24 protein-coding genes are annotated in these 22,950 nt (G+C 68.9%); 19 read left to right on the top strand and 5 right to left on the bottom strand.

Annotated elements, in window-relative coordinates:
- From LBN7_RS01310 to LBN7_RS01300, 3 genes are read right to left on the bottom strand one after another with little or no spacing between them, the layout of a single operon-like run.
- On the bottom strand, positions 1-582 hold the full coding sequence (locus LBN7_RS01310) for a TetR/AcrR family transcriptional regulator (protein ID WP_407360738.1): 582 nt from the start codon (positions 580-582) through the stop codon (positions 1-3).
- Entirely contained in the window at positions 557-1,462 is a 906-nt protein-coding gene (locus LBN7_RS01305) for an alpha/beta fold hydrolase (RefSeq protein WP_407360737.1), read from the bottom strand. The genes LBN7_RS01310 and LBN7_RS01305 overlap by 26 nt, the downstream gene beginning before the upstream one ends.
- A gap of 59 nt (positions 1,463-1,521) precedes the next feature.
- Complete coding sequence (locus LBN7_RS01300; RefSeq protein ID WP_116635272.1) at positions 1,522-2,568, bottom strand: YihY/virulence factor BrkB family protein; 1,047 nt, start codon at positions 2,566-2,568, stop codon at positions 1,522-1,524.
- 151 nt (positions 2,569-2,719) lie between these two features.
- On the opposite strand from LBN7_RS01300, the gene lysA reads away from it, so the two are divergent.
- From lysA to LBN7_RS01270, 6 genes are all read left to right on the top strand, one after another.
- Positions 2,720-4,138 carry a diaminopimelate decarboxylase gene (gene lysA / locus LBN7_RS01295; protein WP_116635271.1) on the top strand — a complete coding sequence of 473 codons (1,419 nt, stop codon included), beginning with the start codon at positions 2,720-2,722 and terminating at the stop codon, positions 4,136-4,138.
- A 30-nt stretch (positions 4,139-4,168) separates the two neighbouring features.
- A complete protein-coding gene (locus LBN7_RS01290; RefSeq protein ID WP_116635270.1) occupies positions 4,169-5,473 on the top strand; it encodes a homoserine dehydrogenase in 1,305 nt (434 codons plus the stop codon).
- Positions 5,474-5,475: 2 nt separating this feature from the next.
- The gene (thrB, locus tag LBN7_RS01285; RefSeq protein WP_407360736.1) at positions 5,476-6,429 is read left to right on the top strand and encodes a homoserine kinase; all 954 of its coding nucleotides are present in this window, start codon (positions 5,476-5,478) and stop codon (positions 6,427-6,429) included.
- 172 nt (positions 6,430-6,601) lie between these two features.
- Positions 6,602-8,608: a transcription termination factor Rho gene (rho, locus tag LBN7_RS01280; protein ID WP_116635269.1), complete on the top strand. Its 2,007-nt coding sequence runs from the start codon at positions 6,602-6,604 to the stop codon at positions 8,606-8,608.
- Positions 8,609-8,619: 11 nt separating this feature from the next.
- Entirely contained in the window at positions 8,620-9,699 is a 1,080-nt protein-coding gene (gene prfA, locus LBN7_RS01275; RefSeq protein ID WP_116635268.1) for a peptide chain release factor 1, read from the top strand.
- A 32-nt stretch (positions 9,700-9,731) separates the two neighbouring features.
- Positions 9,732-10,139: a phage holin family protein gene (locus LBN7_RS01270; RefSeq protein WP_116635267.1), complete on the top strand. Its 408-nt coding sequence runs from the start codon at positions 9,732-9,734 to the stop codon at positions 10,137-10,139.
- Between the two features lie 12 nt (positions 10,140-10,151).
- Here the strand turns inward: LBN7_RS01270 and epsC are convergent, their stop codons facing one another.
- Positions 10,152-10,727 (bottom strand): serine O-acetyltransferase EpsC, encoded by a 576-nt coding sequence (epsC, locus tag LBN7_RS01265; RefSeq protein WP_407360735.1) that lies wholly within the window; start codon positions 10,725-10,727, stop codon positions 10,152-10,154.
- Positions 10,724-11,662, bottom strand: coding sequence for a cysteine synthase A (gene cysK, locus LBN7_RS01260; RefSeq protein WP_116635265.1), 939 nt, complete (start codon positions 11,660-11,662; stop codon positions 10,724-10,726). The genes epsC and cysK overlap by 4 nt, the downstream gene beginning before the upstream one ends.
- 98 nt (positions 11,663-11,760) lie before the next feature.
- Between cysK and prmC the strand changes: the two genes are divergently transcribed.
- The 13 genes from prmC to LBN7_RS01195 all read left to right on the top strand — a co-directional run bounded on the left by prmC (position 11,761) and on the right by LBN7_RS01195 (position 22,883).
- Positions 11,761-12,621, top strand: coding sequence for a peptide chain release factor N(5)-glutamine methyltransferase (gene prmC, locus LBN7_RS01255; RefSeq protein WP_341945621.1), 861 nt, complete (start codon positions 11,761-11,763; stop codon positions 12,619-12,621).
- Positions 12,622-12,673: 52 nt separating this feature from the next.
- A complete protein-coding gene (locus LBN7_RS01250; RefSeq protein WP_116635263.1) occupies positions 12,674-13,414 on the top strand; it encodes an L-threonylcarbamoyladenylate synthase in 741 nt (246 codons plus the stop codon).
- Complete coding sequence (locus LBN7_RS01245) at positions 13,411-14,580, top strand: MraY family glycosyltransferase (RefSeq protein WP_116635262.1); 1,170 nt, start codon at positions 13,411-13,413, stop codon at positions 14,578-14,580. Before LBN7_RS01250 ends, LBN7_RS01245 begins: the two co-directional genes overlap by 4 nt.
- Complete coding sequence (locus LBN7_RS01240; protein ID WP_116635261.1) at positions 14,580-15,098, top strand: hypothetical protein; 519 nt, start codon at positions 14,580-14,582, stop codon at positions 15,096-15,098. Before LBN7_RS01245 ends, LBN7_RS01240 begins: the two co-directional genes overlap by 1 nt.
- A 143-nt stretch (positions 15,099-15,241) precedes the next feature.
- Entirely contained in the window at positions 15,242-16,030 is a 789-nt protein-coding gene (atpB, locus tag LBN7_RS01235; protein WP_407361690.1) for a F0F1 ATP synthase subunit A, read from the top strand.
- A 57-nt stretch (positions 16,031-16,087) separates the two neighbouring features.
- Positions 16,088-16,324, top strand: coding sequence for an ATP synthase F0 subunit C (atpE, locus tag LBN7_RS01230; protein ID WP_025103147.1), 237 nt, complete (start codon positions 16,088-16,090; stop codon positions 16,322-16,324).
- 27 nt (positions 16,325-16,351) lie between these two features.
- Positions 16,352-16,909: a F0F1 ATP synthase subunit B gene (locus LBN7_RS01225; RefSeq protein WP_407360734.1), complete on the top strand. Its 558-nt coding sequence runs from the start codon at positions 16,352-16,354 to the stop codon at positions 16,907-16,909.
- Positions 16,909-17,700: a F0F1 ATP synthase subunit delta gene (locus tag LBN7_RS01220; protein ID WP_116635258.1), complete on the top strand. Its 792-nt coding sequence runs from the start codon at positions 16,909-16,911 to the stop codon at positions 17,698-17,700. The genes LBN7_RS01225 and LBN7_RS01220 overlap by 1 nt, the downstream gene beginning before the upstream one ends.
- 47 nt (positions 17,701-17,747) lie before the next feature.
- A complete protein-coding gene (atpA, locus tag LBN7_RS01215; protein ID WP_116635257.1) occupies positions 17,748-19,388 on the top strand; it encodes a F0F1 ATP synthase subunit alpha in 1,641 nt (546 codons plus the stop codon).
- Positions 19,389-19,408: 20 nt separating this feature from the next.
- Entirely contained in the window at positions 19,409-20,308 is a 900-nt protein-coding gene (locus LBN7_RS01210) for a F0F1 ATP synthase subunit gamma (protein WP_341945618.1), read from the top strand.
- A 21-nt stretch (positions 20,309-20,329) separates the two neighbouring features.
- Complete coding sequence (atpD, locus tag LBN7_RS01205; protein ID WP_116635255.1) at positions 20,330-21,784, top strand: F0F1 ATP synthase subunit beta; 1,455 nt, start codon at positions 20,330-20,332, stop codon at positions 21,782-21,784.
- A gap of 2 nt (positions 21,785-21,786) precedes the next feature.
- Positions 21,787-22,047: a F0F1 ATP synthase subunit epsilon gene (locus tag LBN7_RS01200; protein ID WP_045280545.1), complete on the top strand. Its 261-nt coding sequence runs from the start codon at positions 21,787-21,789 to the stop codon at positions 22,045-22,047.
- Between the two features lie 89 nt (positions 22,048-22,136).
- Positions 22,137-22,883: a peroxide stress protein YaaA gene (locus tag LBN7_RS01195; protein ID WP_341945617.1), complete on the top strand. Its 747-nt coding sequence runs from the start codon at positions 22,137-22,139 to the stop codon at positions 22,881-22,883.
- Positions 22,884-22,950: the final 67 nt, after the last annotated feature.

Here is a 22,950-nt window from a genome sequence, read left to right as displayed (position 1 = left end):
TCAGTTCCTCTCGAAGGAAGCGGCCATCCGGCCGACGGTGTCGATCGCGCTCTCGAGCTGCTCCGAGGAGAGCGGACCGAGCAGTCGCGCGGCGGAGAGCAGTCCGATCGTCGCGCTCGACAGCGCCAGAGCCAGCGCCTCCGCATCGACCTGTTCGTCGATCTCTCCCCGGCGCTGGAGGTCGTGCAGCCATTCGACGACGCCGAGATGACGCTCGCGGTAGCGCCCGTGCTCGACCTCGGTCACGTGGGTGCCGAGCACGCCACGATCGTCGAGGAAGGCGGCGGTCATCAGCGCGTCATCCCGCAGCGCCCGTGCGGAGGCACGATACGCAGCACTGAGTCGCGGCCGATTTCCGACCTCCGCCCGCGCTCGTTCGCGAAGCCGGGCTGTCCCGCGTTGCAGCAGGGCGTCGAGGATGTCGTTCTTCCCCGGGAACTCCAGGTAGACGGCGCCCTTGCCGATGCCGGCACCCTCGGCGATCGCGGCGACGCTCATCGCGTCGAAGCCGCGAGCGAGCACGAGTTCCTCGGCGGCATCGAGGATGCGTTCGCGCCTATTCGGGACGAGAGGTCTGGGCATCGTCGATCCTCTGCAGGTGAGTGAGCATCGCCGGGATGACGACGTCGGGGCGGTCGCGCTGCACCCAGTGTCCCGCGTCGGGGACCGTGAGCAGCGTCGCGTCCGGCATCCGCTCTGCGGCGAACCGGATGCGCGCGATCGGCACCCCGCTGTCGTGATCGCCGTGCACGAGGAGGGTCGGCGTGCGGACGGAGGGCAGCTGCGCGGTGTATTCGGTGCGCAGCCGGTTCCAGAGCACCTGGTCCTTCTGCCATTCGCTGAAGACGGCGGTGCCGGTGCCGGATGCCGCCTCGGCGAGGACCGCATCGACGAGCTCGGGCGTGCGCGCCGTCGGCTCGCGGACGAGATCCTGGAGGCCGCGCTCCATCGCCGAACGGTTCCGCATGTAGCGCCTGGTCATCGCCGCCAGCGCCCCGCTCCGCACCAGGAGGAAGGTCATGACCTGCGTGAGTCCGCCGAAGGGCCCGTCGGCGAGCCGAGGCATGAGGCCGTAGCACCCGAGCAGCATCGCACCGCGTGCCCGTCCCGGCTGGGCGAGGACGTGTCCGAGCGCGATGCCCCCGCCGAGCGAGAGTCCGCCGATCGCGTAGTCCGTGAGGCCGACGGCGTCGGCGAACTCGCCGACGTAGCGAACCAGCCGATCCTGTGTGAGCGGCCACGCCGCGCGCGGGCTGCGACCGAAACCGGGATGATCCGGAGCGATGACACGGTGCCCTGTGGCCGCGAGTGCCGGTCCGACCTCGGACCAGGACAGCTCGGCGCTGTCGGCGCCGCCGCCGTGCAGCAGGAGGACCGTCGAGCCGGATTCCTCCGCCGGGCGCCACTCGAGGAAGGAGATCTCCGCATCGGCGACGGTGATGCGTGCGCGTCGGGGGTCCATGGGATTCCTCTCGTTGTGACCAAACTATCCCATTTGGTCACTACGAGGGTGGACCCTTGTCAGGAGGCCGTGCCGTCGCCGGACGCGGCCTTCTGCGCGGCCCGGAGCTCGGCGGTGGCGATCTGCACGTCGACCTCGGCGCGCTGGAGGCGACGCTGCGGGAACGTCGTGGCCCCGAACCTCTGATGCACGCGGTCTGTCCGCTCCTCCTCGGCGGTCACGATGAAGGCGCACGCCAGCAGCATCACCTGCGTCGACAGGTTGAGCCAGATCAGGAGCGCGAGGAGCGAGGCGAAGGTGGCGAGGAGCGGGTTGCTGGTGGCGCCGCCGACGAAGAGGCTCGACAGCTGCTGGAGGACGACGAGCCCGAATGCGCCCAGCAGGGCACCACTCCACAGCGACCGCGCGGCGGGGCGCACACCGGAGAGCAGACGGAAGACGCCGACGAGGAGGAGCGTGTCGAGGGCGAAGACCACCACGAGGGAGAGCACCGGGGCGCTCCAGCTGACGAGCGCCGAGTCCGCAGGGAGCCCGAGCAGATCGCTGATCCACGCCACGCCGAGCTGGCCGACGAAGGTCACGGCGGCCGCGGCGACGAACGAGAGTCCGATGCCGAGCGCCAGAGCGAGGTTGCGGAGGATCACCCACACCCAGAGGATGTCGTCCTGGACCGTGCCGGCGATGACGCGCACGGCGGTGCGCAGCGACCCGATCGCGCCGAGGGCAGCTCCGATGAGCGCGACGAGCGACACGATGCCCGCGACGGACAGGGATGCCGGCTTCTGCAGATCCTTCGGATCGATCACGCCGTCGTCGCCGATGAGCCCCGGTACCACCGACTGGACCGAGTCGATGATCGCCCGCCACGCCTCGGGATTGCCCGCCAGCCACAGGGCCGCGATCGAGAAGCCGAGGAGGACTCCCGCGAAGACGCTGAACAGCGCGCGGTAGGTGACGCTGTCGGCGAGCATCGGTCCGCGACGCTCGGTGTACAGCAGCGCGGCCCGCACGAGGCGCCTCCGCAGCGCCCAGGCGATCAGGGGCCCGGTGACGCGCGCGACGAGGCCAGGGCGATCAGCGGTCTCAGAGGGCGATTCGGTGTTCATCACGCCCCCACCCTATGAGCCCGTGTGAAACAGCCGGAGGGGCTTGACGCCGGGCGTCACCGTGACAAGGCGCTCCGGGGCGGTGCCCTAGAATCGGGTCAACCTCGATGTGCGTATTCAGCGACGCGCTCCGTTCCACGATTGGTGCTCAGTGCTTCCCCCTGCCGATTCGCTCGCCCCGGAATGGCTCGTCGTCCCCGATGACGCGAACGACCTCGCGAGCGGAGTGTGGCCGGCCTCCGCGGTGCGCGACGCCGACGGCGTCCTCGACATCGCCGGCGTGAGCGCGGCAGACCTCGCCCGTACCTACGGCACCCCTGTGCTCGTGCTCGACGAGGACGAGGTCCGCGGCCGCGCCAGGGCCTTCCGGACCGCCTTCGACCAGGCGGCGGCCGACAACGGCACGACGGCGCAGGTCTACTACGCAGGCAAGGCCTTCCTCTCCACGACCGTCGCGCGCTGGGTCGTCGACGAAGGACTGCGTGTCGACGTGTGCACCGGAGGAGAGCTCGAGGTGGCGCTCGCCGCGGGCGTGTCCCCGGCGTCGCTCGGCTTCCACGGCAACAACAAGTCGACCGCCGAACTCGAGCGCGCCGTGATCGCCGGCGTCGGCACCGTCATCGTCGACAGTGCGATCGAGATCGAGCGTCTCGCGGCGATCACCGCGCGAACCGGTGCGGTCCAGCGCGTGCTGGTGCGCGTCATCAGCGGAGTCCATGCCGAGACCCACGAGTTCCTCGCCACGGCCCACGAGGACCAGAAGTTCGGATTCCCGCTCGCCGAGGCCGCGCACGCGGTCGCCCGCATCCGGGAGCTCCCCGGGCTCGACTTCGCGGGATTGCACTGTCACATCGGCTCCCAGATCTTCGGGGTCGCGGGCTTCCGCGAGTCGGCGTCCCGCGTCCTCGAGCTGCACGCCGCACTCCTGGAGGGCGGTCCGGTGCCGCAGCTGAACCTCGGTGGCGGATTCGGAATCGCCTACACCCGCGTCGACGATCCGACGCCGATCGAGGTCCTCGCCGGTGAGATCGTCTCCGCGGTCGCCGAGGGCTGCGCCGCGCGCGGCATCCCGGTGCCCGCCCTGTCCTTCGAGCCGGGGCGTGCGATCGTCGGCACCGCCGGCGTGACCCTGTACGAGGTCGGCACGACGAAGGACGTGACGGTGGAATCCGGCGCGGTCCGCCGGTATGTCAGCGTCGACGGCGGCATGAGCGACAACGCCCGCACCGCGCTGTACGGCGCCCAGTTCTCGGCACGCCTCGCCTCGCGCATCGGCGGGGGAGAGCCTCAGCTCAGCCGCGTCGTCGGCAAGCACTGCGAATCCGGCGACATCGTCGTCGATCACGAATACCTCCCGGCCGATCTCGTGCCGGGCGATCTGCTCGCGGTTCCCGCGACGGGCGCGTACTGCGCCTCGCTGTCGAGCAACTACAACCATGTTCCGCGTCCGCCGGTCGTCGCCGTGCGCGACGGTCGGTCGAGGGTCATCGTCCGCGGTGAGACCATCGACGACCTGCTGGCCCGGGACGCGGGCATCGACGGGGCGCACGCCCCCGAGGGAGACAGATGACCCACCTCCGAAGCTTCCGAAGGAGCAACCATGACTGACTACCGACGACTTCGTGTGGCGCTGCTGGGCGCGGGAGCGGTCGGCTCGCAGGTCGCGGCTCTCCTGCTGCGCCATGGCGACGAACTGGCCGACCGGGCCGGGGCCGAGCTCGAGCTCGCGGGCATCGCCGTCCGCGACGTCGACGCACCGCGTGACGCCGACCTGCCGAAGGAGCTCTTCACGACCGACGCCGAGACGCTCATCCTCGGGTCCGACATCGTGATCGAGCTGATCGGCGGCATCGAGCCCGCTCGCACGAACATCCTGCAGGCGATCGGATCCGGCGCCGACGTCGTGACCGCCAACAAGGCGCTGCTCGCGACGCACGGTCCCGAGCTCTTCGAGGCCGCGGACCGTGTCGGCGCCTCCGTCTACTACGAGGCGGCAGCCGCGGGCGCCATCCCGATCATCCGCCCGCTCCGCGATTCGCTGGCCGGCGACCGCGTCGTGCGGATCATGGGGATCGTGAACGGCACGACGAACTACATCCTCGACCGGATGGACACCGAGGGCGCCGACTTCGGCGATGTGCTCGCCGACGCCCAGCGCCTGGGCTACGCGGAGGCCGACCCGACGGCCGATGTCGAAGGATACGACGCCGCGCAGAAGGCGGCGATCCTCGCCAGCCTCGCCTTCCACACGGCCGTGCCGCTCGACGCCGTCTACCGCGAGGGCATCACCTCGGTCACGGCCTCGATGATCGAGGAGGCGCGTGCCGCCGGCTTCGTGATCAAGCTGCTCGCCGTGTGCGAGCGGCTCGAGGCGAACGGTGCGGAGTCGATCTCGGTGCGCGTCTACCCGGCGCTCGTTCCCGCCACGCACCCGCTGGCATCCGTCCACGGCGCGAACAACGCGGTGTTCGTCGAGGCCGAGGCCGCCGGCTCCCTCATGTTCTACGGCGCCGGCGCGGGCGGGGTGCAGACGGCATCCGCTGTTCTCGGCGACGTCGTCTCCGCCGCCCGCCGCCACATCGCGGGCGGTGTCGGCGTCGGCGAGTCCACCAGGGCCAACCTCCCTGTCGTCCCTATCGGCCACGTGACCACCCGGTATCAGATCACGCTCGAGGTCGCGGATGCACCGGGCGTGCTCGCCACGGTCGCCGGCACGCTCAGCGACGGGGGCGTCTCCGTGGCGACCGTCGTGCAGACGGTGGAGGGCGAGGATGAGCCGACCGCACGACTGATCATCGGCACGCACCGCGCGACCGAGCAGGCGCTCAGCGCGACCGTCGACGCCCTCGCCGGCAGCGCCGTCGTGGAGCGCGTCATCTCCGTGCTCCGCGTGGAAGGCGAGTGACGGTGGCGGCCGACTCCCAGCCCGTCGAGGGGCGCACCGTCGAGGTGACGGTTCCCGCCACGAGCGCGAACCTCGGCCCGGGATTCGACACCCTGGGGCTGGCGCTCAGCATCTACGACACGCTCCAGGTCACCGCGCTTCCCGCCGGTCAGCTCGAGATCGAGGTCACCGGCTCCGGTGCGGAGGAGATCCCGCGCGACTCGTCGAACCTGATCGTGCGCACCATCGCCTATGTCTTCGCGGACGTCGGCCGTCCGTTTCCCGGGCTGCGGATCGCGGCCGAGAACGGCGTGCCGCACGGCCGCGGTCTCGGGTCCTCCGGCGCGGCCGTCGCCGCCGGCGTGCTCGCCGCGAAGGGGCTGCTGGAGGGCGACGTCGAGATCGACGACGCCGACCTGCTGCGTCTCGCCACCGAGCTCGAGGGCCACCCGGACAACGTCGCCCCCGCACTCTTCGGCGGACTGACGATCGCCTGGGTGGGGGAGCGCGGCCCGCAGCACAAGAAGCTCCTCGTGCACCGAGGTGTCTCTCCGCTCGTGCTCGTCCCGGCGTACACGATGTCGACCTCGCAGGCGCGATCCCTGCAGCCGCCCCAGGTCTCCACGGCCGATGCGGTGTTCAACGTCTCGCGCTCGGCGCTGCTGATCGCCGCGCTGATGCAGAGCCCCGAGCTGCTGTTCGACGCCACGGCCGACCGTCTCCACCAGGACTATCGCGCCGAGGCGATGCCCGAGACGCAGCGGCTCGTGCAGGCGCTCCGCGCCGAGGGCTTCGCCGCCGTGGTGTCCGGCGCCGGACCGAGCGTGCTCGTGCTCGCCGACGGTCCCGGCAGCCGTCAGGACGCCGTCGATCTCGCGGATCGCGTCACCGACACCCCGTGGGAGGCGCTCCTGCTCGCCGTCGACGTCCGTGGTGGTACAGTGGGGGCGAGCGGAGGGCTCCACGTAGTTTCGTGAATCTGGCCCCATTGCAAATCTTGCAAGACCCGCACGCAAACCCCTGAGGCAGATTTCTTCCGAGAACTCCCTGCCGAGGCCGGCTGGCGCCGAGCGTCAGCCCGTGCGATCGCGCGCAGCACCCGTTGTGCGCGTTCAACGCTCATTTCCCATGACATATAAGGGAGTACTCGTGGAGAACCTCTCCGAGACCCAGAACGATCAGACGACGTCCGTCGCCGATGCCCCTGCGGCCGCTGCCGACACCGAGAAGGCGCCGGCGCGCAAGCGCGCACCGCGTCGCGCCACCACCGCGACAGCGGCGGCGAAGGCCGAGAAGGCCGCCGAGAAGACGGATGCCGCGCCCGCGGCCGCCGAGCCGCAGGCGGCTCCCTCCGGCGACGGCGCCGAGAGCGCGGAGGCCGCCCCCAAGGCGAAGGCTCCCCGCCGCACCCGTGCGAAGAAGGCAGACGCCGACGCTCCTGCCGCGGATGCCGCCGCGGCGCCGGCCGAGGCTCCTGCCGCCGCCGAGGCGCCGGCCGAGGCCGCCCCGAAGACCACGGGTCGCGGTCGCCGCGGCGCGCAGAAGCCGGCGGCTGACGCCGAGACCCCGGCCTCCGAGCCCGCCGCCGATTCCGCGCCCGCCGAGTCCGGCCAGGACGACGGCGGACAGAACGAGTCCGCCCCCAAGCGCAACTCGCGCAACAGCAACGCGCGCGGCGGCAGCCAGAACGGCAATGCCCAGAGCGATGACGGCCAGAACGGCAACGCGCAGAACGCCGACGCGCAGAACAACGACGCCTCCTCCGACTCCGACGGGGGCGACGAACAGGGCGGCCGTGGCCGCAACCGCAACCGCAGCCGCAACCGTGGTCGCGGTCAGAACGGTGCCGCGCAGGACCAGCAGCAGCCTCAGGCCGCCGCGGGCGCCGCAGACGATCAGCCGGGCGGGAACAACCGCAACCGTCAGCGCAACAAGCGCCGCGGCGGAGAGCCCACCGACGAGTTCGACACCGAGATCGGCGAGGACGACGTCCTGATCCCGATCGCCGGCATCCTCGACGTGCTCGACAACTACGCCTTCGTGCGCACGACCGGCTACCTCGCCGGTCCCAGCGACGTCTACGTGTCGCTCGGACAGGTCAAGAAGTACAACCTCCGCAAGGGCGACGCGGTCGTCGGCTCGATCAAGCAGCCCCGTGAGGGCGAGCAGCAGGGCCGTCAGAAGTACAACGCCCTGGTCAAGGTCGACTCGATCAACGGCCTGTCGATCGACGACGCGGCCACCCGCGTCGACTTCGGCAAGCTCACCCCGCTGTACCCCCAGGAGCGTCTGCGCCTGGAGACGGCCCCCGAGAAGCTGACGCAGCGCATCATCGATCTGGTCGCCCCGATCGGCAAGGGGCAGCGCGGACTCATCGTCGCCCCGCCGAAGGCCGGCAAGACCATCGTGCTGCAGCAGATCGCGAACGCGATCGCGCAGAACAACCCGGAGGTCCACCTCATGGTCGTGCTCGTCGACGAGCGCCCCGAAGAGGTCACCGACATGGAGCGCACCGTGAAGGGCGAGGTCATCGCCTCGACCTTCGACCGTCCGGCCGAAGACCACACCACGGTCGCCGAGCTCGCGATCGAGCGCGCCAAGCGCCTCGTCGAGCTGGGCCGCGACGTCGTCGTGCTGCTCGACTCGATCACCCGCCTCGGCCGCGCGTACAACCTCGCGGCTCCGGCATCCGGTCGCGTGCTGACCGGCGGTGTCGACGCCTCGGCGCTGTACCCGCCCAAGCGCTTCTTCGGCGCGGCGCGCAACATCGAGAACGGCGGATCGCTCACGATCCTCGCCACGGCGCTCGTCGAGACCGGTTCCAAGATGGACGAGGTCATCTTCGAGGAGTTCAAGGGCACCGGCAACAGCGAGCTGCGCCTGTCGCGCGCTCTCGCCGACAAGCGCATCTTCCCGGCGGTCGACGTGAACGCGTCGAGCACCCGTCGCGAGGAGATGCTGCTCTCGGCCGACGAGGTCAAGATCACCTGGAAGCTGCGTCGCGCCCTCGCCGGCCTCGACCAGCAGCAGGCTCTCGAGGTCGTGCTCGGCAAGCTCAAGGAGACGAACTCCAACGTCGAGTTCCTCGTGCAGATGCAGAAGTCGATCCCCGCGCTCTCCTCGGGCGCGCACGGGCACGACAACAACATCCGCTGAGCGGCCGTTCCGTGTTCGAGTCCGTACAGACTCTGATCGACGAGCATCGCCGGGTCCAGGAGGAGCTCTCCGACCCGGCGGTGCACGCCGATGCCGGTCGGGCGAAGCGCGTCAACCGCCGCTACGCCGAGTTGTCGCGCATCGTCGCCGCCTACGAGGCCTGGGTCGCTGCGACCGACGACCTCGAGACCGCGCGCGAGTTCGCCCGTGAGGACGAGTCGATCGCGGCCGAGATCCCGGCGATGGAGGAGGAGCTGCAGTCCTCGCAGGAGCGACTGCGGCGTCTGCTGATCCCGCGCGACCCCGACGACGCCCGTGACGTGATCATGGAGATCAAGGCGGGGGAGGGTGGCGCCGAGTCGGCGCTGTTCGCCGCCGATCTGCTGCGCATGTACGTGCAGTACGCCGCGTCCAAGGGGTGGAAGACCGAGCTCCTGGAGCGGAACGAGTCCGATCTCGGCGGCTACAAGGACGTCCAGGTCGCGATCAAGGGCTCCTCGACCGACCCTGCGCAGGGCGTCTGGGCACACTTGAAGTACGAGGGCGGCGTGCATCGGGTGCAGCGCGTGCCGGCGACCGAGTCGCAGGGCCGTATCCACACATCGACGACCGGTGTGCTGGTCTTCCCCGAGGTGGATGAGCCCGAGGAGATCCAGATCGATCAGAACGACCTCAAGATCGACGTCTTCCGGTCGTCGGGCCCCGGCGGGCAGTCCGTCAACACCACCGACTCGGCCGTCCGCATCACGCACGTGCCGACCGGGATCGTCGTCTCGATGCAGAACGAGAAGTCGCAGCTGCAGAACCGCGAGGCCGGCATGCGCGTGCTGCGCGCGCGACTCCTCGCCCGGCAGCAGGAAGAGCTGGATGCCGCGGCATCCGACGCCCGCAGGTCGCAGATCCGCGGCATGGATCGCTCCGAGCGCATCCGCACCTACAACTTCCCGGAGAACCGCATCGCGGATCACCGCACCGGGTTCAAGGCCTACAACCTCGACCAGGTCATGGACGGCGCGCTCGACCCGATCATCGAGAGCGCCATCTCGGCCGACGAGGAAGCGCGTCTGGCCGCCGTCGGCGGCGACTCCTGACGTCTGCCTCCGCCGAGCGCTAGGCTCGGCCCGTGATCACACTTCTGTTCCGCGGTCTGATGTACGTCGTGTCCGCCGGCCTCGGCCTCATCGTCGCCGACGCGCTCCTCGAGGGCTTCCAGATCCAGTGGGACAAATGGTGGGGCTTCGTCATCTGCATCCTGATCTTCGCAATCCTGCAGAGCGTGCTCGCGCCGTGGGTGAGCAAGCTCGCCGACCGCTACGCGCCGGTGCTGATGGGCGGCATCGGGATCTTCTCGACCCTGATCTCCCTCATCGTCGTGGTGCTGCTCCCCATCGGCGGGTTGCGCATCGTCGACCTCACCGGCTGGCTGCTCGGCTCGGTCATCGTCTGGCTGATCACCGCGCTCGGCAGCGTGCTGCTGCCGCTGATCTTCCTCAAGCGCAAGGTCGAGGCGAAGGACTCCCGCCGCCGGTAGCGGCGGCGTCGCTCAGATGGAGTAGTCGGGCGCGGTGAGCAGCGCTCGCGTGTCCTCGCCGATCGTGCGATGCCGTGGCTTGGCAGGCACGCCGACCAGGATGCTGTCGGCAGGAGCATCCCGCGTCACCACGGCGTTCGCGCCGACCACGGACCCGGCGCCGATCGTCACCGGTCCCAGGATCTTCGCGCCGGCGCCGACGGCGACACCGTCACCCAGCGTCGGATGCCGCTTCCCGGCGTCGCGCGTGCGACCGCCGAGGGTCACGCCGTGATACAGCATCACGTCATCGCCGATCTCGGCCGTCTCGCCGATGACCACGCCCATGCCGTGGTCGATGAAGAAGCGCCGACCGATCGTCGCACCGGGATGGATCTCGACCCCGGTGAGCCAGCGCGACAGCTGCGACCCGGCACGGGCGAGCAGCCGGAGCCGGCGCCGCCACAGCGCATGCGAGATGCGGTGCGCCCAGATGGCGTGCAGCCCCGGGTACAGCAGAGCGACCTCGACCGCGCTGCGTGCAGCGGGATCCCGCAGGCGCGCGGCCGCGATGTCCTCGCGGACGCGAGCCCAGATCGACGCGCTCACTCTTCGCGGAGGTGCTCGTACAGCGCCGTCGACAGGTACCGCTCGCCGAACGAGGGGATGATCACGACGATGTTCTTGCCCGCGGCCTCGGGGCGCTTGGCGATCTCGAGCGCCGCCCAGATCGCGGCACCGCTCGACATGCCGACGAGGATGCCGTCCTTGGCCGCGGTCTCACGGGCGAGGCGGATCGCGTCGTCGAACGTGACGTCGATGACCTCGTCGAGCACGTCGCGGTCGAGGATCGGGGGCACGAAGTTGGGTCCGATGCCCTGGATCTTGTGCGGGCCGGGGTGGCCCTCGGTGAGGATGGGGGAGTCCTTGGGCTCCACGGCGACGATCTTGACGCCGGGGATGCGCTCCTTCAGCACCTGTCCGACACCCGTGATCGTTCCGCCGGTGCCGATGCCGGCGACGAAGTAGTCGACCTTGCCGTCGGTGTCGCGGAGGATCTCCTCTGCCGTGGTCTTGCGGTGGATCGCGGGGTTCGCCTCGTTCGCGAACTGCTTCGCCAGCACCGCACCCGGCGTCTTCGCGGCGATCTCCTCGGACTCGGCGATCGCCTGGGTCATGCCCTTGGTCGGGTCTGTCAGGACGAGCTCGGCACCGAACGCCTTGAGCAGCATGCGCCGCTCCTTCGACATGGACGCCGGCATCGTGAGGATGACCTTGTAGCCGCGAGCCGCGCCGACCATGGCGAGCGCGATGCCCGTGTTGCCGCTGGTCGCCTCGACGATCGTGCCGCCCGGCTTCAGCTCGCCCGATGCCTCGGCGGCGTCGACGATGGCGATGCCGAGGCGGTCCTTGACGCTGGAAGCCGGGTTGTAGAACTCGAGCTTGGCCAGCACTGTGGCGCCGACGCCCTCGGCGACCCTGTTCAGGCGGACGAGCGGGGTGTTGCCGAACGCGGTCGTGATGTCGGAGTGAATACCGGGCATGAGGAACCTTTCCTGAGCGGGTCGCTGCGCACCAGCCTAGGTGAGCGGACTGCGGGGGCCGGAAATGTGACGGACGCTTGCACTCTACGCTGGAAGCCATGCCTGAGAACTCGCTCGCCGCCCTCGTGCGCGCCGCCGCCCAGCGCCTCGCCGACGCCGGTGTGCCGGATCCGCTGGTCGATGCCGAGCTGCTCGCCGGACACGTGCTGGGCCAGCGCCGCGGCGAGGTGCAGGCGGCGATCGTCCGCGGTGACCGGGCGTCCGACGATGCCTCCGCCGCCCTCGACGAACTCGTGACCCGGCGGTCGGCCCGCGAGCCGCTGCAGCACATCACCGGCACCGCACCCTTCCGGCACCTCGAACTCGCGGTCGGCCCCGGCGTCTTCGTACCGCGACCCGAGACCGAGACGGTCGTGCAGTACGCGATCGACGCGCTGCTGAGCGCGCCGGAGCCCGCGCCGATCGGCGTCGATCTCGGCACGGGGAGCGGAGCGATCGCCCTGGCCATGGCGACCGAGGTCCCGCACGCCCGCGTCTTCGCGGCGGAGCTCTCCCCGGACGCGCACGCGTGGGCGAGCCGGAACTCGGCAGGGGTCGAGAACCTGACGCTCGTCCTCTCCGACCTCGGCGAGGCTTTCCCGGAGCTCGACGGCACGGCATCCGTCGTCATCTCCAACCCGCCCTACGTCCCCGACGCGGCGATCCCGCGCGATCCGGAGGTCCGTCTGTTCGACCCCGCCATGGCGCTGTACGGGGGCGAGGACGGGCTCGACATCGTGCGCGTGCTCAGCACCAGGGCGCTTCGACTGCTCCGCCCCGGCGGCCTGCTCGTCATCGAGCACGGCGAGCTGCAGGGCGGATCGATCCGCGATCTGCTCACCGCCGACGGCTGGCGCGCCGCCGCCACGCACCGCGACCTGACGCTGCGCGACCGCACGACGACCGCTCTCCGGCCCTGATCAGCTCACGTCGAGCTTCCGCCGCATCCGTCCCGCATAGAATCGAACCGTCATGTCAACCATCTTCGACTGCCGCGACGAGGCGCAGCTGCTCGCCGGAATGCGCAACGCACGCCAGGCGATCGGCCGCGGCGAACTCATCGTCATGCCCACAGACACCGTGTACGGCGTCGCCGCCGACGCCTTCTCGCCGACCGCCGTGCAGCGTCTTCTCGACGCCAAGGGTCGCGGTCGCAACCAGCCGCCGCCCGTGCTGATCGGCTCGAAGGACACCCTCGCGGCACTGGCCGAGTCGGTGCCGGAGCCCGTGCAGCGTCTCGTCGACGCGTTCTGGCCCGGCGGTCTCACGATCGTGCTCCCGGCGCAGCCGTCTCTGGTCTGGGACCTGGGGGAGACCCTCGGGACCGTCGCCGTGCGCATGCCGGAGGGCCACGTGGCGCTCGAGCTGCTCGCCGAGACCGGCCCGCTCGCCGTCTCCAGCGCGAACCTCACGGGCGAGGATGCCGCGATCTCGGCTCTCGACGCGGAGAAGATGCTGGGCGACAGCGTCGCGGTGTACCTCGCCGACGGCATGAGCAAGAACGGCATCGCCTCGACGATCGTCGACGCGACCTCGCTCGTCCGGCGCGGGGACGACGAGCCGGGGGTCGTGCGCATCCTCCGCCACGGCGTCGTCACGCGGGAGCAGCTGGCCGAGGTGCTCGGCGATCTGCTCGAGTCCGACGGCGCGCAGGAGTCGCACGAGGACCACCCGCACGAGGAGCACACGGAGGAGCAGGACGGGAACCCGTGAAGCAGTACCTCTTCACGATCGTCATCACCGCCGTCATCACCTTCGGGCTGACCTGGGCGGTCTGGCGGCTGAGCCTGCGCTTCAAGCTCTATCCCGGCATCCGCGATCGTGACGTGCACACGACGCCCACCCCGCGTCTCGGCGGCGTCGCCATCTTCCTCGGCATCGCCGCCGCCTTCGCGTTCTCGGCGGCCAACCCCTTCTTCCAGAGCATCTGGATCCCGCCGACGACCATGTGGTCGATCCTCGGCGCCTCCTTCCTGATCGCCGTCATCGGCGTGGTCGACGACCTCTGGGACCTGGACTGGATGATCAAGCTGGGCGCGCAGTTCCTCGCCGCCGGGATCATCACGGTCGGCGGCGGCCTGCAGATCCTGTCGCTCCCGTTCGGCGACCTCATCGTCTTCTCGAGCTGGGTCAGCATCACGATGACGATGTTCGCGATCGTGATCGTCATGAACGCCGTCAACTTCATCGACGGCCTCGACGGTCTCGTCGCGGGCGTGTGCCTCATCTCCAACGGCGTCTTCTTCGCGTACTCGTACATCTTCACGCGCGACTCCGGTGCCTCCAGCTACTTCAACCTCTCGACGTTCATCGCCGCCGTGCTCATCGGCGCGTGCCTGGGCTTCCTCCCGCTCAACTGGAGCCCGGCGAAGCTGTTCATGGGCGACTCCGGCGCACTGGTGCTCGGGCTGCTGATGTCGACGTCCGCGATCGCGCTCACAGGGCAGATGGATCCCTCGGCCCTCGACCCGGAGCGCCTCGGTCGCTCGCAGCTGCTCGGTGCGTTCATCCCGATCCTTCTGCCGCTCCTGGTCGTCCTCCTGCCGCTCCTCGACTTCGGTCTGGCGGTGCTCCGCCGCATGAACGCCGGCAAGTCGCCGTTCTCGCCGGACCGCAAGCACCTGCACCACCGGATGCTCGACCTCGGACATCGCGACCGGGACGCGGTCCTCATCTTCTACGCATGGACGGCGGTCATCTCGCTCGCCGTCCTGCTCATGTACGTCGGCGCGAGGGAGGACTGGCCCGGCCAGTACCTGCCCGGCGTCGGCTTCGGCATCGTGGGCATCGCGGCCTGCCTCGTCATCACCCTGAGTCCTACCCGCCGCAGGAAGCGCCCGGCGGGGGTTGCACCCGATCCGACACCCGTGGAGTCCTGATGAGCCCCAGCCCCGTATCCAGCACCCCGATCCTGCGTCGAACCCTCATCTGGTCGGCGGTGGCGACCGCGGTGCTCGCGATCGTCGCCGGCGGTGTCGGATTCCTCGTCGCCCAGGGGGAGGGGCTCGTGAGCGGCCTTCTCGGCGTGCTCCTCTCCGCCCTGTTCCTCGCCATCACGGGCATCAGCATCCTCGTCGCCAACCGCTGGTACGGCGACCCGCTCTACGTGCAGTTCTTCTTCGCCATCGTGCTCGGCGGCTGGCTGCTCAAGCTCGGCGTCTTCGTCGTGGTGATGATCCTGCTGGCCGGTCAGCCGTGGCTGCACCCGATGGTGTTCTTCCTCTCGATCGTCGCCGGAGTGATCATGTCGCTCGTGATCGACGTCATCGTGCTCACGCGCATGCGGCTGCCGAACGTCAGCGACACGACGCTGCCGACCGAGGTGCCGGAGGACGTCGCGCCCGGGTCGGCGAATCGGCCCGAAGAGGGATCGTCCGAGGTCGGCCCCCGGTCTTAGGGCATCCTCAGATTCTGATAGTGTTGAGGAGTGCCCGCCGCTCGCCCGCGAGCGCTTGCGCTGATTGCACACCGACCATCGTCGCCCCGGTTTAGACCGGTGCCCCGAAGCTGGAGCCCGCGCTGTTTAATCTTGCTGCGACCCTGATCCCTAAGCTCGCCACTGACGGCGAGTTCCACGGCCCGTCGATCGATGAGTTCTTCCCGGAGATCCTCTTCAACGCGTTCGGTGTCATCCCGGTGCACCGCATCCACCTGGTGCAGTTCCTCTCGGTGATCGCCGTGGTTCTCATCCTCTGGCTCGGCACCCGCCGCATGACGGTGGTGCCCGGCCGCTTCCAGAGCCTCGTCGAGATGGGTCTCGGGCTCGTCCGCGGCAACATCGCGCACGACCTGCTCGGACGCAAGGACGGCGACCGCTTCCTGCCGATCCTCACCACGATCTTCTTCATGGTGCTGTTCATGAACATCACGGGCATCATCCCGGGTCTGAACATCGCCGGAACCAGCATCATCGCGGTTCCCCTCGTGCTCGCGCTCGTCAGCTACGTCACCTTCATCTACGCGGGCATCAAGAAGAGCCCGGGCAAGTTCTTCAAGAACGCGCTGTTCCCGGCCGGCGTCCCGTGGCCGGTGTACATCATCGTCACCCCGATCGAGCTGCTCTCGACCTTCATCATCCGCCCGGTGACGCTCACCCTGCGACTGCTGATGAACATGGTCGTCGGCCACATGATCCTGGTCCTCTGCTTCGCGGCTACCCAGTTCTTCTTCTTCACCGCAGGTGGCGGCTGGGCTTTCCTCGGCATCGGAACCCTCGCCTTCGGCGGCGCCTTCACGATCTTCGAGATCCTGGTCGCCGTCCTGCAGGCCTACGTCTTCACCGTCCTCACCGCGGTCTACATCCAGCTCGCGGTCGCAGAAGAGCACTGAGCAACAGACTCTGAGCGGGCGGGCATCAGCCCTCCCACCCAACGAAAGGAAAAACCCGTGGACGCAACTACGGTTCTCGCTGAAATCAACGGCCACCTCGCGGCGGTCGGCTACGGCCTCGCAGCCATCGGCCCGGCCATCGGCGTGGGTATCGTCGTCGGCAAGACCATCGAGGGCGTCGCTCGTCAGCCCGAGCTGGCCGGTCGCCTTCAGGTCCTCATGTGGATCGGTATCGCCTTCACCGAGGCTCTCGCATTCGTCGGCATCGCCGTCGGATTCATCCCCTTCCCGTAATCCCTACCGACTTCTGAAGGAGACAGGATGCTCAACGCTCTTGTCACGAACCTCGCAGCTGAGGGTGAGGCGGTCAACAACCCGCTGATCCCGGCGTTGTACGACATCATCTGGTCGGCGCTGTGGTTCTTCATCATCCTCCTCGTCGTGTGGTTGTACGCCCTTCCCCGGCTGAAGAAGATGCTCGACGAGCGTTCGGCGGCCATCGAGGGCAACATGGCGAAGGCTGACGAGGCGCAGAAGAAGGCCGAAGCAGCTCTCGAGGAGTACACCCGCCAGCTGGCGGAGGCACGCACCGAGGCCGGTGAGATCCGTGAGGCCGCCCGTGAGGACGGCAAGAAGATCGTCGCCGAGGCCAAGGATGCGGCGTCCAGCGAGGCTGCACGCATCACCGCGACCGCGCACACGCAGATCGAGGCCGAGCGTCAGACCGCTCTCGTCTCGCTGCGCAGCGAGGTGGGCTCGCTGGCCCTCGACCTCGCCGGCGGTGTGGTCGGAGAGACCCTCTCCGACGATGCACGCGCCACGGCAGTCGTCGATCGCTTCCTCGCCGACCTCGAGGCATCCGAGAAGGCGGCTCAGTAATGGGCAGCGCGACCACTCAGGCACTCGCGGCATCCATCGAGACGCTTGCCGCAGCGAAGGGCGTCACTCTCGACACCGCACGGGAGCTCTTCGCTGCCGGGCGTGCCGTGAGCGAGTCGTCCCAGCTGAGCGGCGCGCTCGCTGATCCCTCGGCTCCGGCCGAGGCGCGACAGAACGTCGTCACGGCGGTCTTCGGCGGATTCTCCGCAGACGCGCAGAGCGTCCTGAAGACCGTCGTCGCCGAGCGCTGGTCGAACGCCTCCGAGCTGGTGGACGGCATCGAGGAGCTCGCGATCCGCGCCGCGTCGATCGCGGAGCCGGGCGCCGATCTCGAGGGGGAGATCTTCGGGTTCTCCCGCGTGATCGCCGCCAACGCCGAGCTCGAGCTCGCCCTGGGCAGCCGCCTCGGGGGAGAGGAAGCCAAGGGCGCTCTCGTGGAGCGACTGCTCGCCGACGGCGGCTACAGCGCTCCCGCCACGCTGATCGTCTCCTCGCTCGTGCGCCAGCCGCGCGAGCGGCGTGTGCGCCAGCTGCTCAGCCGCGCCACGCGCATCGTCTCGAGCCAGCACGGTCGAGTCGTGGCGACGGTCCACAGTGCGTCCGAGCTCAGCGAGGCGCAGCGCACCCGTCTCAGCGACGCGCTCTCGCGCCGCTACGACGGCACGGTCTCGCTCAACGTCGTCATCGACCCTGCCGTCGTCGGAGGCCTGCGCGTGCAGATCGCCGATGACGTCATCGACGGCAGCATCTCCGCTCGACTCGCAGACCTTCGCCAGAAGCTCGCGGGCTAACACGACTTCGCGCGGGGAACCGCGCACCCAGATACAAAGGGAAGACAATGGCAGAACTATCGATCAGCCCCGACGTCATCCGTGACGCGCTGAAGGACTTCGCCGCCGCCTACGAGCCCACCGGGGCCGCGGCGACCGAGGTCGGCACCGTCATCGACGCCGCGGATGGAATCGCGCACGTCGAGGGCCTGCCCGGCGTCATGGCCAACGAGCTCGTGACCTTCGCAGACGGCACCAAGGGTCTCGCGCTCAACCTGGACGAGCACCAGATCGGTGTCGTCGTCCTCGGTGAGTTCACCGGCGTCGAGGCCGGCCAGGAGGTCACCCGCACCGGAGAGGTCCTCTCGGTCCCCGTCGGCGACGGCTACCTCGGCCGCGTGGTCGACCCGCTCGGCAACCCGATCGACGGCCTCGGCCCGGTCGCCACCGAAGCGGTCCGCGAGCTCGAGCTGCAGGCGCCCGGCGTCATGCAGCGCAAGTCGGTCCACGAGCCGATGCAGACCGGCATCAAGGCCATCGACGCGATGATCCCCGTCGGCCGCGGTCAGCGCCAGCTGATCATCGGCGACCGCCAGACCGGCAAGACGGCCATCGCGATCGACACGATCATCAACCAGAAGGCCAACTGGGAGTCGGGCGACGTCAACAAGCAGGTCCGCTGCATCTACGTCGCCATCGGCCAGAAGGGCTCGACCATCGCCTCGGTGAAGGGCGCGCTCGAAGAGGCCGGCGCCCTGGAGTACACCACGATCGTGGCGGCTCCGGCATCCGACCCCGCCGGCTTCAAGTACCTCGCCCCCTACACGGGTTCCGCGATCGGCCAGCACTGGATGTACGGCGGCAAGCACGTCCTCATCATCTTCGACGACCTGTCGAAGCAGGCCGAGGCCTACCGTGCCGTCTCGCTCCTCCTGCGTCGCCCGCCGGGCCGCGAGGCCTACCCGGGTGACGTCTTCTACCTGCACTCCCGTCTGCTGGAGCGTTGCGCGAAGCTGTCCGACGAGCTCGGCGCCGGATCGATGACGGGTCTCCCGATCATCGAGACCAAGGCGAACGACGTCTCGGCGTACATCCCGACCAACGTGATCTCGATCACCGACGGCCAGATCTTCCTGCAGTCCGACCTCTTCAACGCCAACCAGCGTCCCGCGGTCGACGTGGGTATCTCGGTCTCGCGAGTCGGTGGCGACGCGCAGGTCAAGTCGATCAAGAAGGTCTCCGGAACGCTGAAGCTGGAGCTGGCGCAGTACCGCTCGCTCGAGGCCTTCGCGATGTTCGCGTCCGACCTCGATGCGGCTTCGCGTCGTCAGCTGTCGCGTGGTGCGCGTCTGACCGAGCTGCTCAAGCAGCCGCAGTACTCGCCGTACCCCGTCGAGGAGCAGGTCGTCTCGATCTGGGCCGGAACGAAGGGCAAGCTCGACACGATCGAGGTCTCCGACGTCCTCCGCTTCGAGCGCGAGCTCCTGGACTACCTGCGTCGCAACACCAAGGTCCTCGAGACCCTGCGCGAGACCAACGTCCTCGACGACGACACGGTCGCAGAGCTCGAGAAGCACACGGATGCCTTCGTCCTGGAGTTCCAGGGTGGCAAGGGACACGCCATCGGCGCTCCCGGTCACGAGGAGCATGCGGCGGCCGAGGCGGACGACGTCAACCAGGAGAAGATCGTCAAGGGTCGTCGCGCGTAACCGCGTGAGGTACTGATTTCATGGGCGCTCAACTCAGGGTCTACAAGCAGAAGATCTCTTCTGCTCAGACGACCAAGAAGATCACGAAGGCGATGGAACTCATCGCGGCTTCGCGCATCCAGAAGGCGATGGCACGCGTCAAGGCGTCCAGTCCCTTCGCGCGGGCCGTGACGAGGGCCGTGTCCGCCGTCGCGACGCACTCGAACGTCGACCACCCGCTCACCCGTGAGCCTGAGACGATCCGCCGCTCCGCGGTCGTGATCTTCTCGTCGGACCGCGGTCTCGCGGGAGCCTTCAACTCGCAGATCCTCCGTGAGGGTCTCGAGGTGGCGGAGCTCCTGCGCGAGCAGGGCAAGGAGCCGGTGTTCTACCTCGTCGGTCGCAAGGCCGTCGGCTACTTCCAGTTCCGTCGCATCGCGGCGGCCGCGGAGTGGACCGGCGACACCGACACCCCGTCGTTCCACACGGCGGAGGAGATCTCGCAGCAGCTGCTCGAGGACTTCTCCCGCGGTGCGGACGAGGGCGGCGTCGACGAGATCCACCTCGTGTACAACCGTTTCGTCAGCATGATGACGCAGTCGCCGGAGTCCGTGCGCCTGCTTCCGCTGGAGATCTCGGAAGCAGACGAGTCGGAGGCCGGGAACACCGTCTACCCGCTGTACGAGTTCGAGCCGGATGCCGAGACCGTGCTGGACGCGATCCTGCCGGTGTACATCCAGAGCCGCGTCTTCAACGCACTCCTGCAGTCGTCGGCCGCCAAGCAGGCCGCGACGCAGAAGGCGATGAAGTCCGCCAGCGACAACGCCGACAAGCTCATCACCGACTACACCCGCCTGCGCAACAACGCGCGTCAGGCGGAGATCACGCAGCAGATCGCAGAGATCGTCGGCGGCGCCGACGCGCTCTCGTCGAGCAAATAGACCATCAGGAAAGAGACGAAAATGACCCCCACCGCCACGGCTGACCAGCCGGCGACCGCGGTCGTCGGGCGCGTCGCGCGCGTCAACGGTCCGGTTGTCGACATCGAGTTCCCGCACGACTCGATCCCCGACATCTACAACGCACTGAAGACCACGATCGTGATCGGCGAGTCCTCCGTCGAGATCACGCTCGAGGTCGCTCAGCACCTCGGCGACGACCTCGTGCGCGCCATCGCCCTCAAGCCGACGGACGGCATCGTCCGCGGCCAGGAGGTGCGCGACACCGGTGAGGCCATCTCGGTCCCCGTCGGTGACGTCACCAAGGGCAAGGTCTTCAACGTGATCGGCGAGGTCCTCAACGGCGAGCCCGGTGAGACCATCGAGGTCACCGAGCGCTGGCCCATCCACCGCAAGGCGCCGAACTTCGACCAGCTCGAGTCCAAGACTCAGATGTTCGAGACCGGCATCAAGTCGATCGACCTCCTCACGCCGTACGTGCTGGGTGGAAAGATCGGTCTGTTCGGTGGCGCCGGTGTCGGCAAGACCGTCCTCATCCAGGAGATGATCCAGCGCGTCGCGCAGGACCACGGTGGTGTGTCGGTGTTCGCCGGTGTCGGTGAGCGCACCCGTGAGGGCAACGACCTGATCCACGAGATGGAAGAGGCGGGTGTCTTCGACAAGACGGCCCTCGTCTTCGGCCAGATGGACGAGCCGCCGGGAACGCGTCTGCGCGTCGCCCTCTCGGCTCTGACGATGGCGGAGTACTTCCGTGACGTGCAGAAGCAGGACGTTCTGCTCTTCATCGACAACATCTTCCGCTTCACGCAGGCCGGTTCCGAGGTCTCGACGCTGCTCGGCCGTATGCCGTCCGCGGTGGGCTACCAGCCGAACCTCGCCGACGAGATGGGTGTGCTCCAGGAGCGCATCACCTCGACGCGTGGTCACTCGATCACCTCGCTGCAGGCGATCTACGTGCCGGCCGATGACTACACCGACCCGGCTCCGGCGACCACCTTCGCCCACCTCGACGCCACGACCGAGCTCTCTCGTGAGATCGCGTCCAAGGGTCTGTACCCGGCCATCGACCCGCTGACCTCGACGTCGCGGATCATGGACCCCCGGTACTTGGGCGAGGACCACTACCGCGTCGCGACCACCGTCAAGCAGATCCTCCAGAAGAACAAGGAGCTGCAGGAGATCATCGCGATCCTCGGTGTCGACGAGCTCTCCGAGGAAGACAAGATCGTCGTGTCGCGTGCACGTCGCATCCAGCAGTTCCTCTCGCAGAACACCTACATGGCGAAGAAGTTCACCGGTGTCGAGGGTTCGACCGTCCCGCTGAAGGAGACCATCGAGTCGTTCGATGCGATCACGCGCGGTGACTTCGACCACGTCGCCGAGCAGGCCTTCTTCAACGTCGGTGGCATCTCCGACGTCGAAGAGCAGTGGGCGAAGATCCAGAAGGAGAACGGCTGACCATGGCTCTGCACGTCAGCCTCGTCTCCGCGGACGCGGAGGTCTGGACGGGAGAGGCGAGCCTCGTGGTCGCCAAGACCGTCGAGGGCGAGATCGGCTTCATGACCGGCCACGAGCCGGTGCTGGCCATCCTCGCCGAGGGCCAGGTCCGGATCACCCAGACCGACGGCACCAAGGTGCTGGCCAACGCGCAGGACGGGTTCCTCTCCATGGAGGGCGACACCCTGACCATCGTCGCCGGCAACGCGGCTCTCATCGCCTAGCAGTCCTGTTCCACCCGTCCGCCCCGGACCGTCCCGCGCTCTTCGAGCCGTCGGCGATCCGGGGCGGTCGTGTCTGTCCCCGAGGTCCCATGAAGATCCTGCTCCCACCGTCGGAGACCAAGCGTCCGGGCGGCGACGGCGCACCGCTGGCGCTCTCGTCACTGGCGCTCCCAGAGCTCCACGCGCACCGATCCGCCGCGCTCGACGCGCTGATCGATCTCGCCGCCGACGAGGAAGCCGCCCGTCGGGTGTTGAAGCTCAGCGACCGCCAGGCCGGTGACGTGGAGCACAATCGGACGCTGCGCACCGCGCCGACCATGCCGGCGGTCGACCGCTACACGGGAGTGCTCTTCGACGCGCTCGACGCCGCGACCCTGTCGACGGCATCCCGACGTTGGCTCGGCGAGCACGTGTGGATCCACAGCGCCCCGCTCGGACCGATCGGGGCCCTAGATGCGCTGCCGACGTACCGGCTCTCCGCAGGGACCTCGGTTCCCGGCCTCCCGGCCCTCCGGCGCCACTGGGCGGATGCCACGTCGTCTGCCATCGCGGAGTCCGCTCCGGCCTTCGTGCTCGACCTGCGGAGCGAGGCGTACGTTGCTCTCGGGCCCGTGCCGGCATCCGTCCCCTCCTCCTACGTGCGCGTCGTGACGGAGCACGGTAGGGCGCTCAACCACTTCAACAAGAAGTCCAAGGGGCTCCTCGTCCGTGCGCTGGCCGAGGACCGACCGCGCATCACGTCGCTGCGGGGCCTCCGCCGCTGGGCGGAGAAGAGCGACGTCGTCCTCCGCGGCACGGATGATGCCGGCATCCTGGAGCTCGTCGTCGCCGAATGACGCCAGGTGACGCGGGATGAAACTCCCCGCGTGGTTCGTTGCCCGCCCCCATGCGCACCGCTACCAT

This window comes from Microbacterium sp. LBN7 (genome assembly GCF_045690345.1).
Lineage (GTDB): Bacteria > Actinomycetota > Actinomycetes > Actinomycetales > Microbacteriaceae > Microbacterium.
The sequence above is the reverse complement of the archived record's forward strand: the minus strand, read 5'-3'. Positions and strand labels throughout refer to the sequence as shown.

Bases quoted from the DNA above. Each gene is read 5' to 3' on its own strand.
- LBN7_RS01310 (WP_407360738.1), bottom strand. From the start codon at position 582: ATGCCCAGACCTCTCGTCCCGAATAGGCGCGAACGCATCCTCGATGCC.
- LBN7_RS01305 (WP_407360737.1), bottom strand. From the start codon at position 1,462: ATGGACCCCCGACGCGCACGCATCACCGTCGCCGATGCGGAGATCTCC.
- LBN7_RS01300 (WP_116635272.1), bottom strand. From the start codon at position 2,568: ATGAACACCGAATCGCCCTCTGAGACCGCTGATCGCCCTGGCCTCGTC.
- LBN7_RS01290 (WP_116635270.1), top strand. From the start codon at position 4,169: ATGACTGACTACCGACGACTTCGTGTGGCGCTGCTGGGCGCGGGAGCG.
- cysK (WP_116635265.1), bottom strand. From the start codon at position 11,662: ATGCCCGGTATTCACTCCGACATCACGACCGCGTTCGGCAACACCCCG.
- prmC (WP_341945621.1), top strand. From the start codon at position 11,761: ATGCCTGAGAACTCGCTCGCCGCCCTCGTGCGCGCCGCCGCCCAGCGC.
- LBN7_RS01250 (WP_116635263.1), top strand. From the start codon at position 12,674: ATGTCAACCATCTTCGACTGCCGCGACGAGGCGCAGCTGCTCGCCGGA.
- LBN7_RS01240 (WP_116635261.1), top strand. From the start codon at position 14,580: ATGAGCCCCAGCCCCGTATCCAGCACCCCGATCCTGCGTCGAACCCTC.
- LBN7_RS01225 (WP_407360734.1), top strand. From the start codon at position 16,352: ATGCTCAACGCTCTTGTCACGAACCTCGCAGCTGAGGGTGAGGCGGTC.
- LBN7_RS01220 (WP_116635258.1), top strand. From the start codon at position 16,909: ATGGGCAGCGCGACCACTCAGGCACTCGCGGCATCCATCGAGACGCTT.
- atpA (WP_116635257.1), top strand. From the start codon at position 17,748: ATGGCAGAACTATCGATCAGCCCCGACGTCATCCGTGACGCGCTGAAG.
- LBN7_RS01210 (WP_341945618.1), top strand. From the start codon at position 19,409: ATGGGCGCTCAACTCAGGGTCTACAAGCAGAAGATCTCTTCTGCTCAG.
- atpD (WP_116635255.1), top strand. From the start codon at position 20,330: ATGACCCCCACCGCCACGGCTGACCAGCCGGCGACCGCGGTCGTCGGG.
- LBN7_RS01200 (WP_045280545.1), top strand. From the start codon at position 21,787: ATGGCTCTGCACGTCAGCCTCGTCTCCGCGGACGCGGAGGTCTGGACG.
- LBN7_RS01195 (WP_341945617.1), top strand. From the start codon at position 22,137: ATGAAGATCCTGCTCCCACCGTCGGAGACCAAGCGTCCGGGCGGCGAC.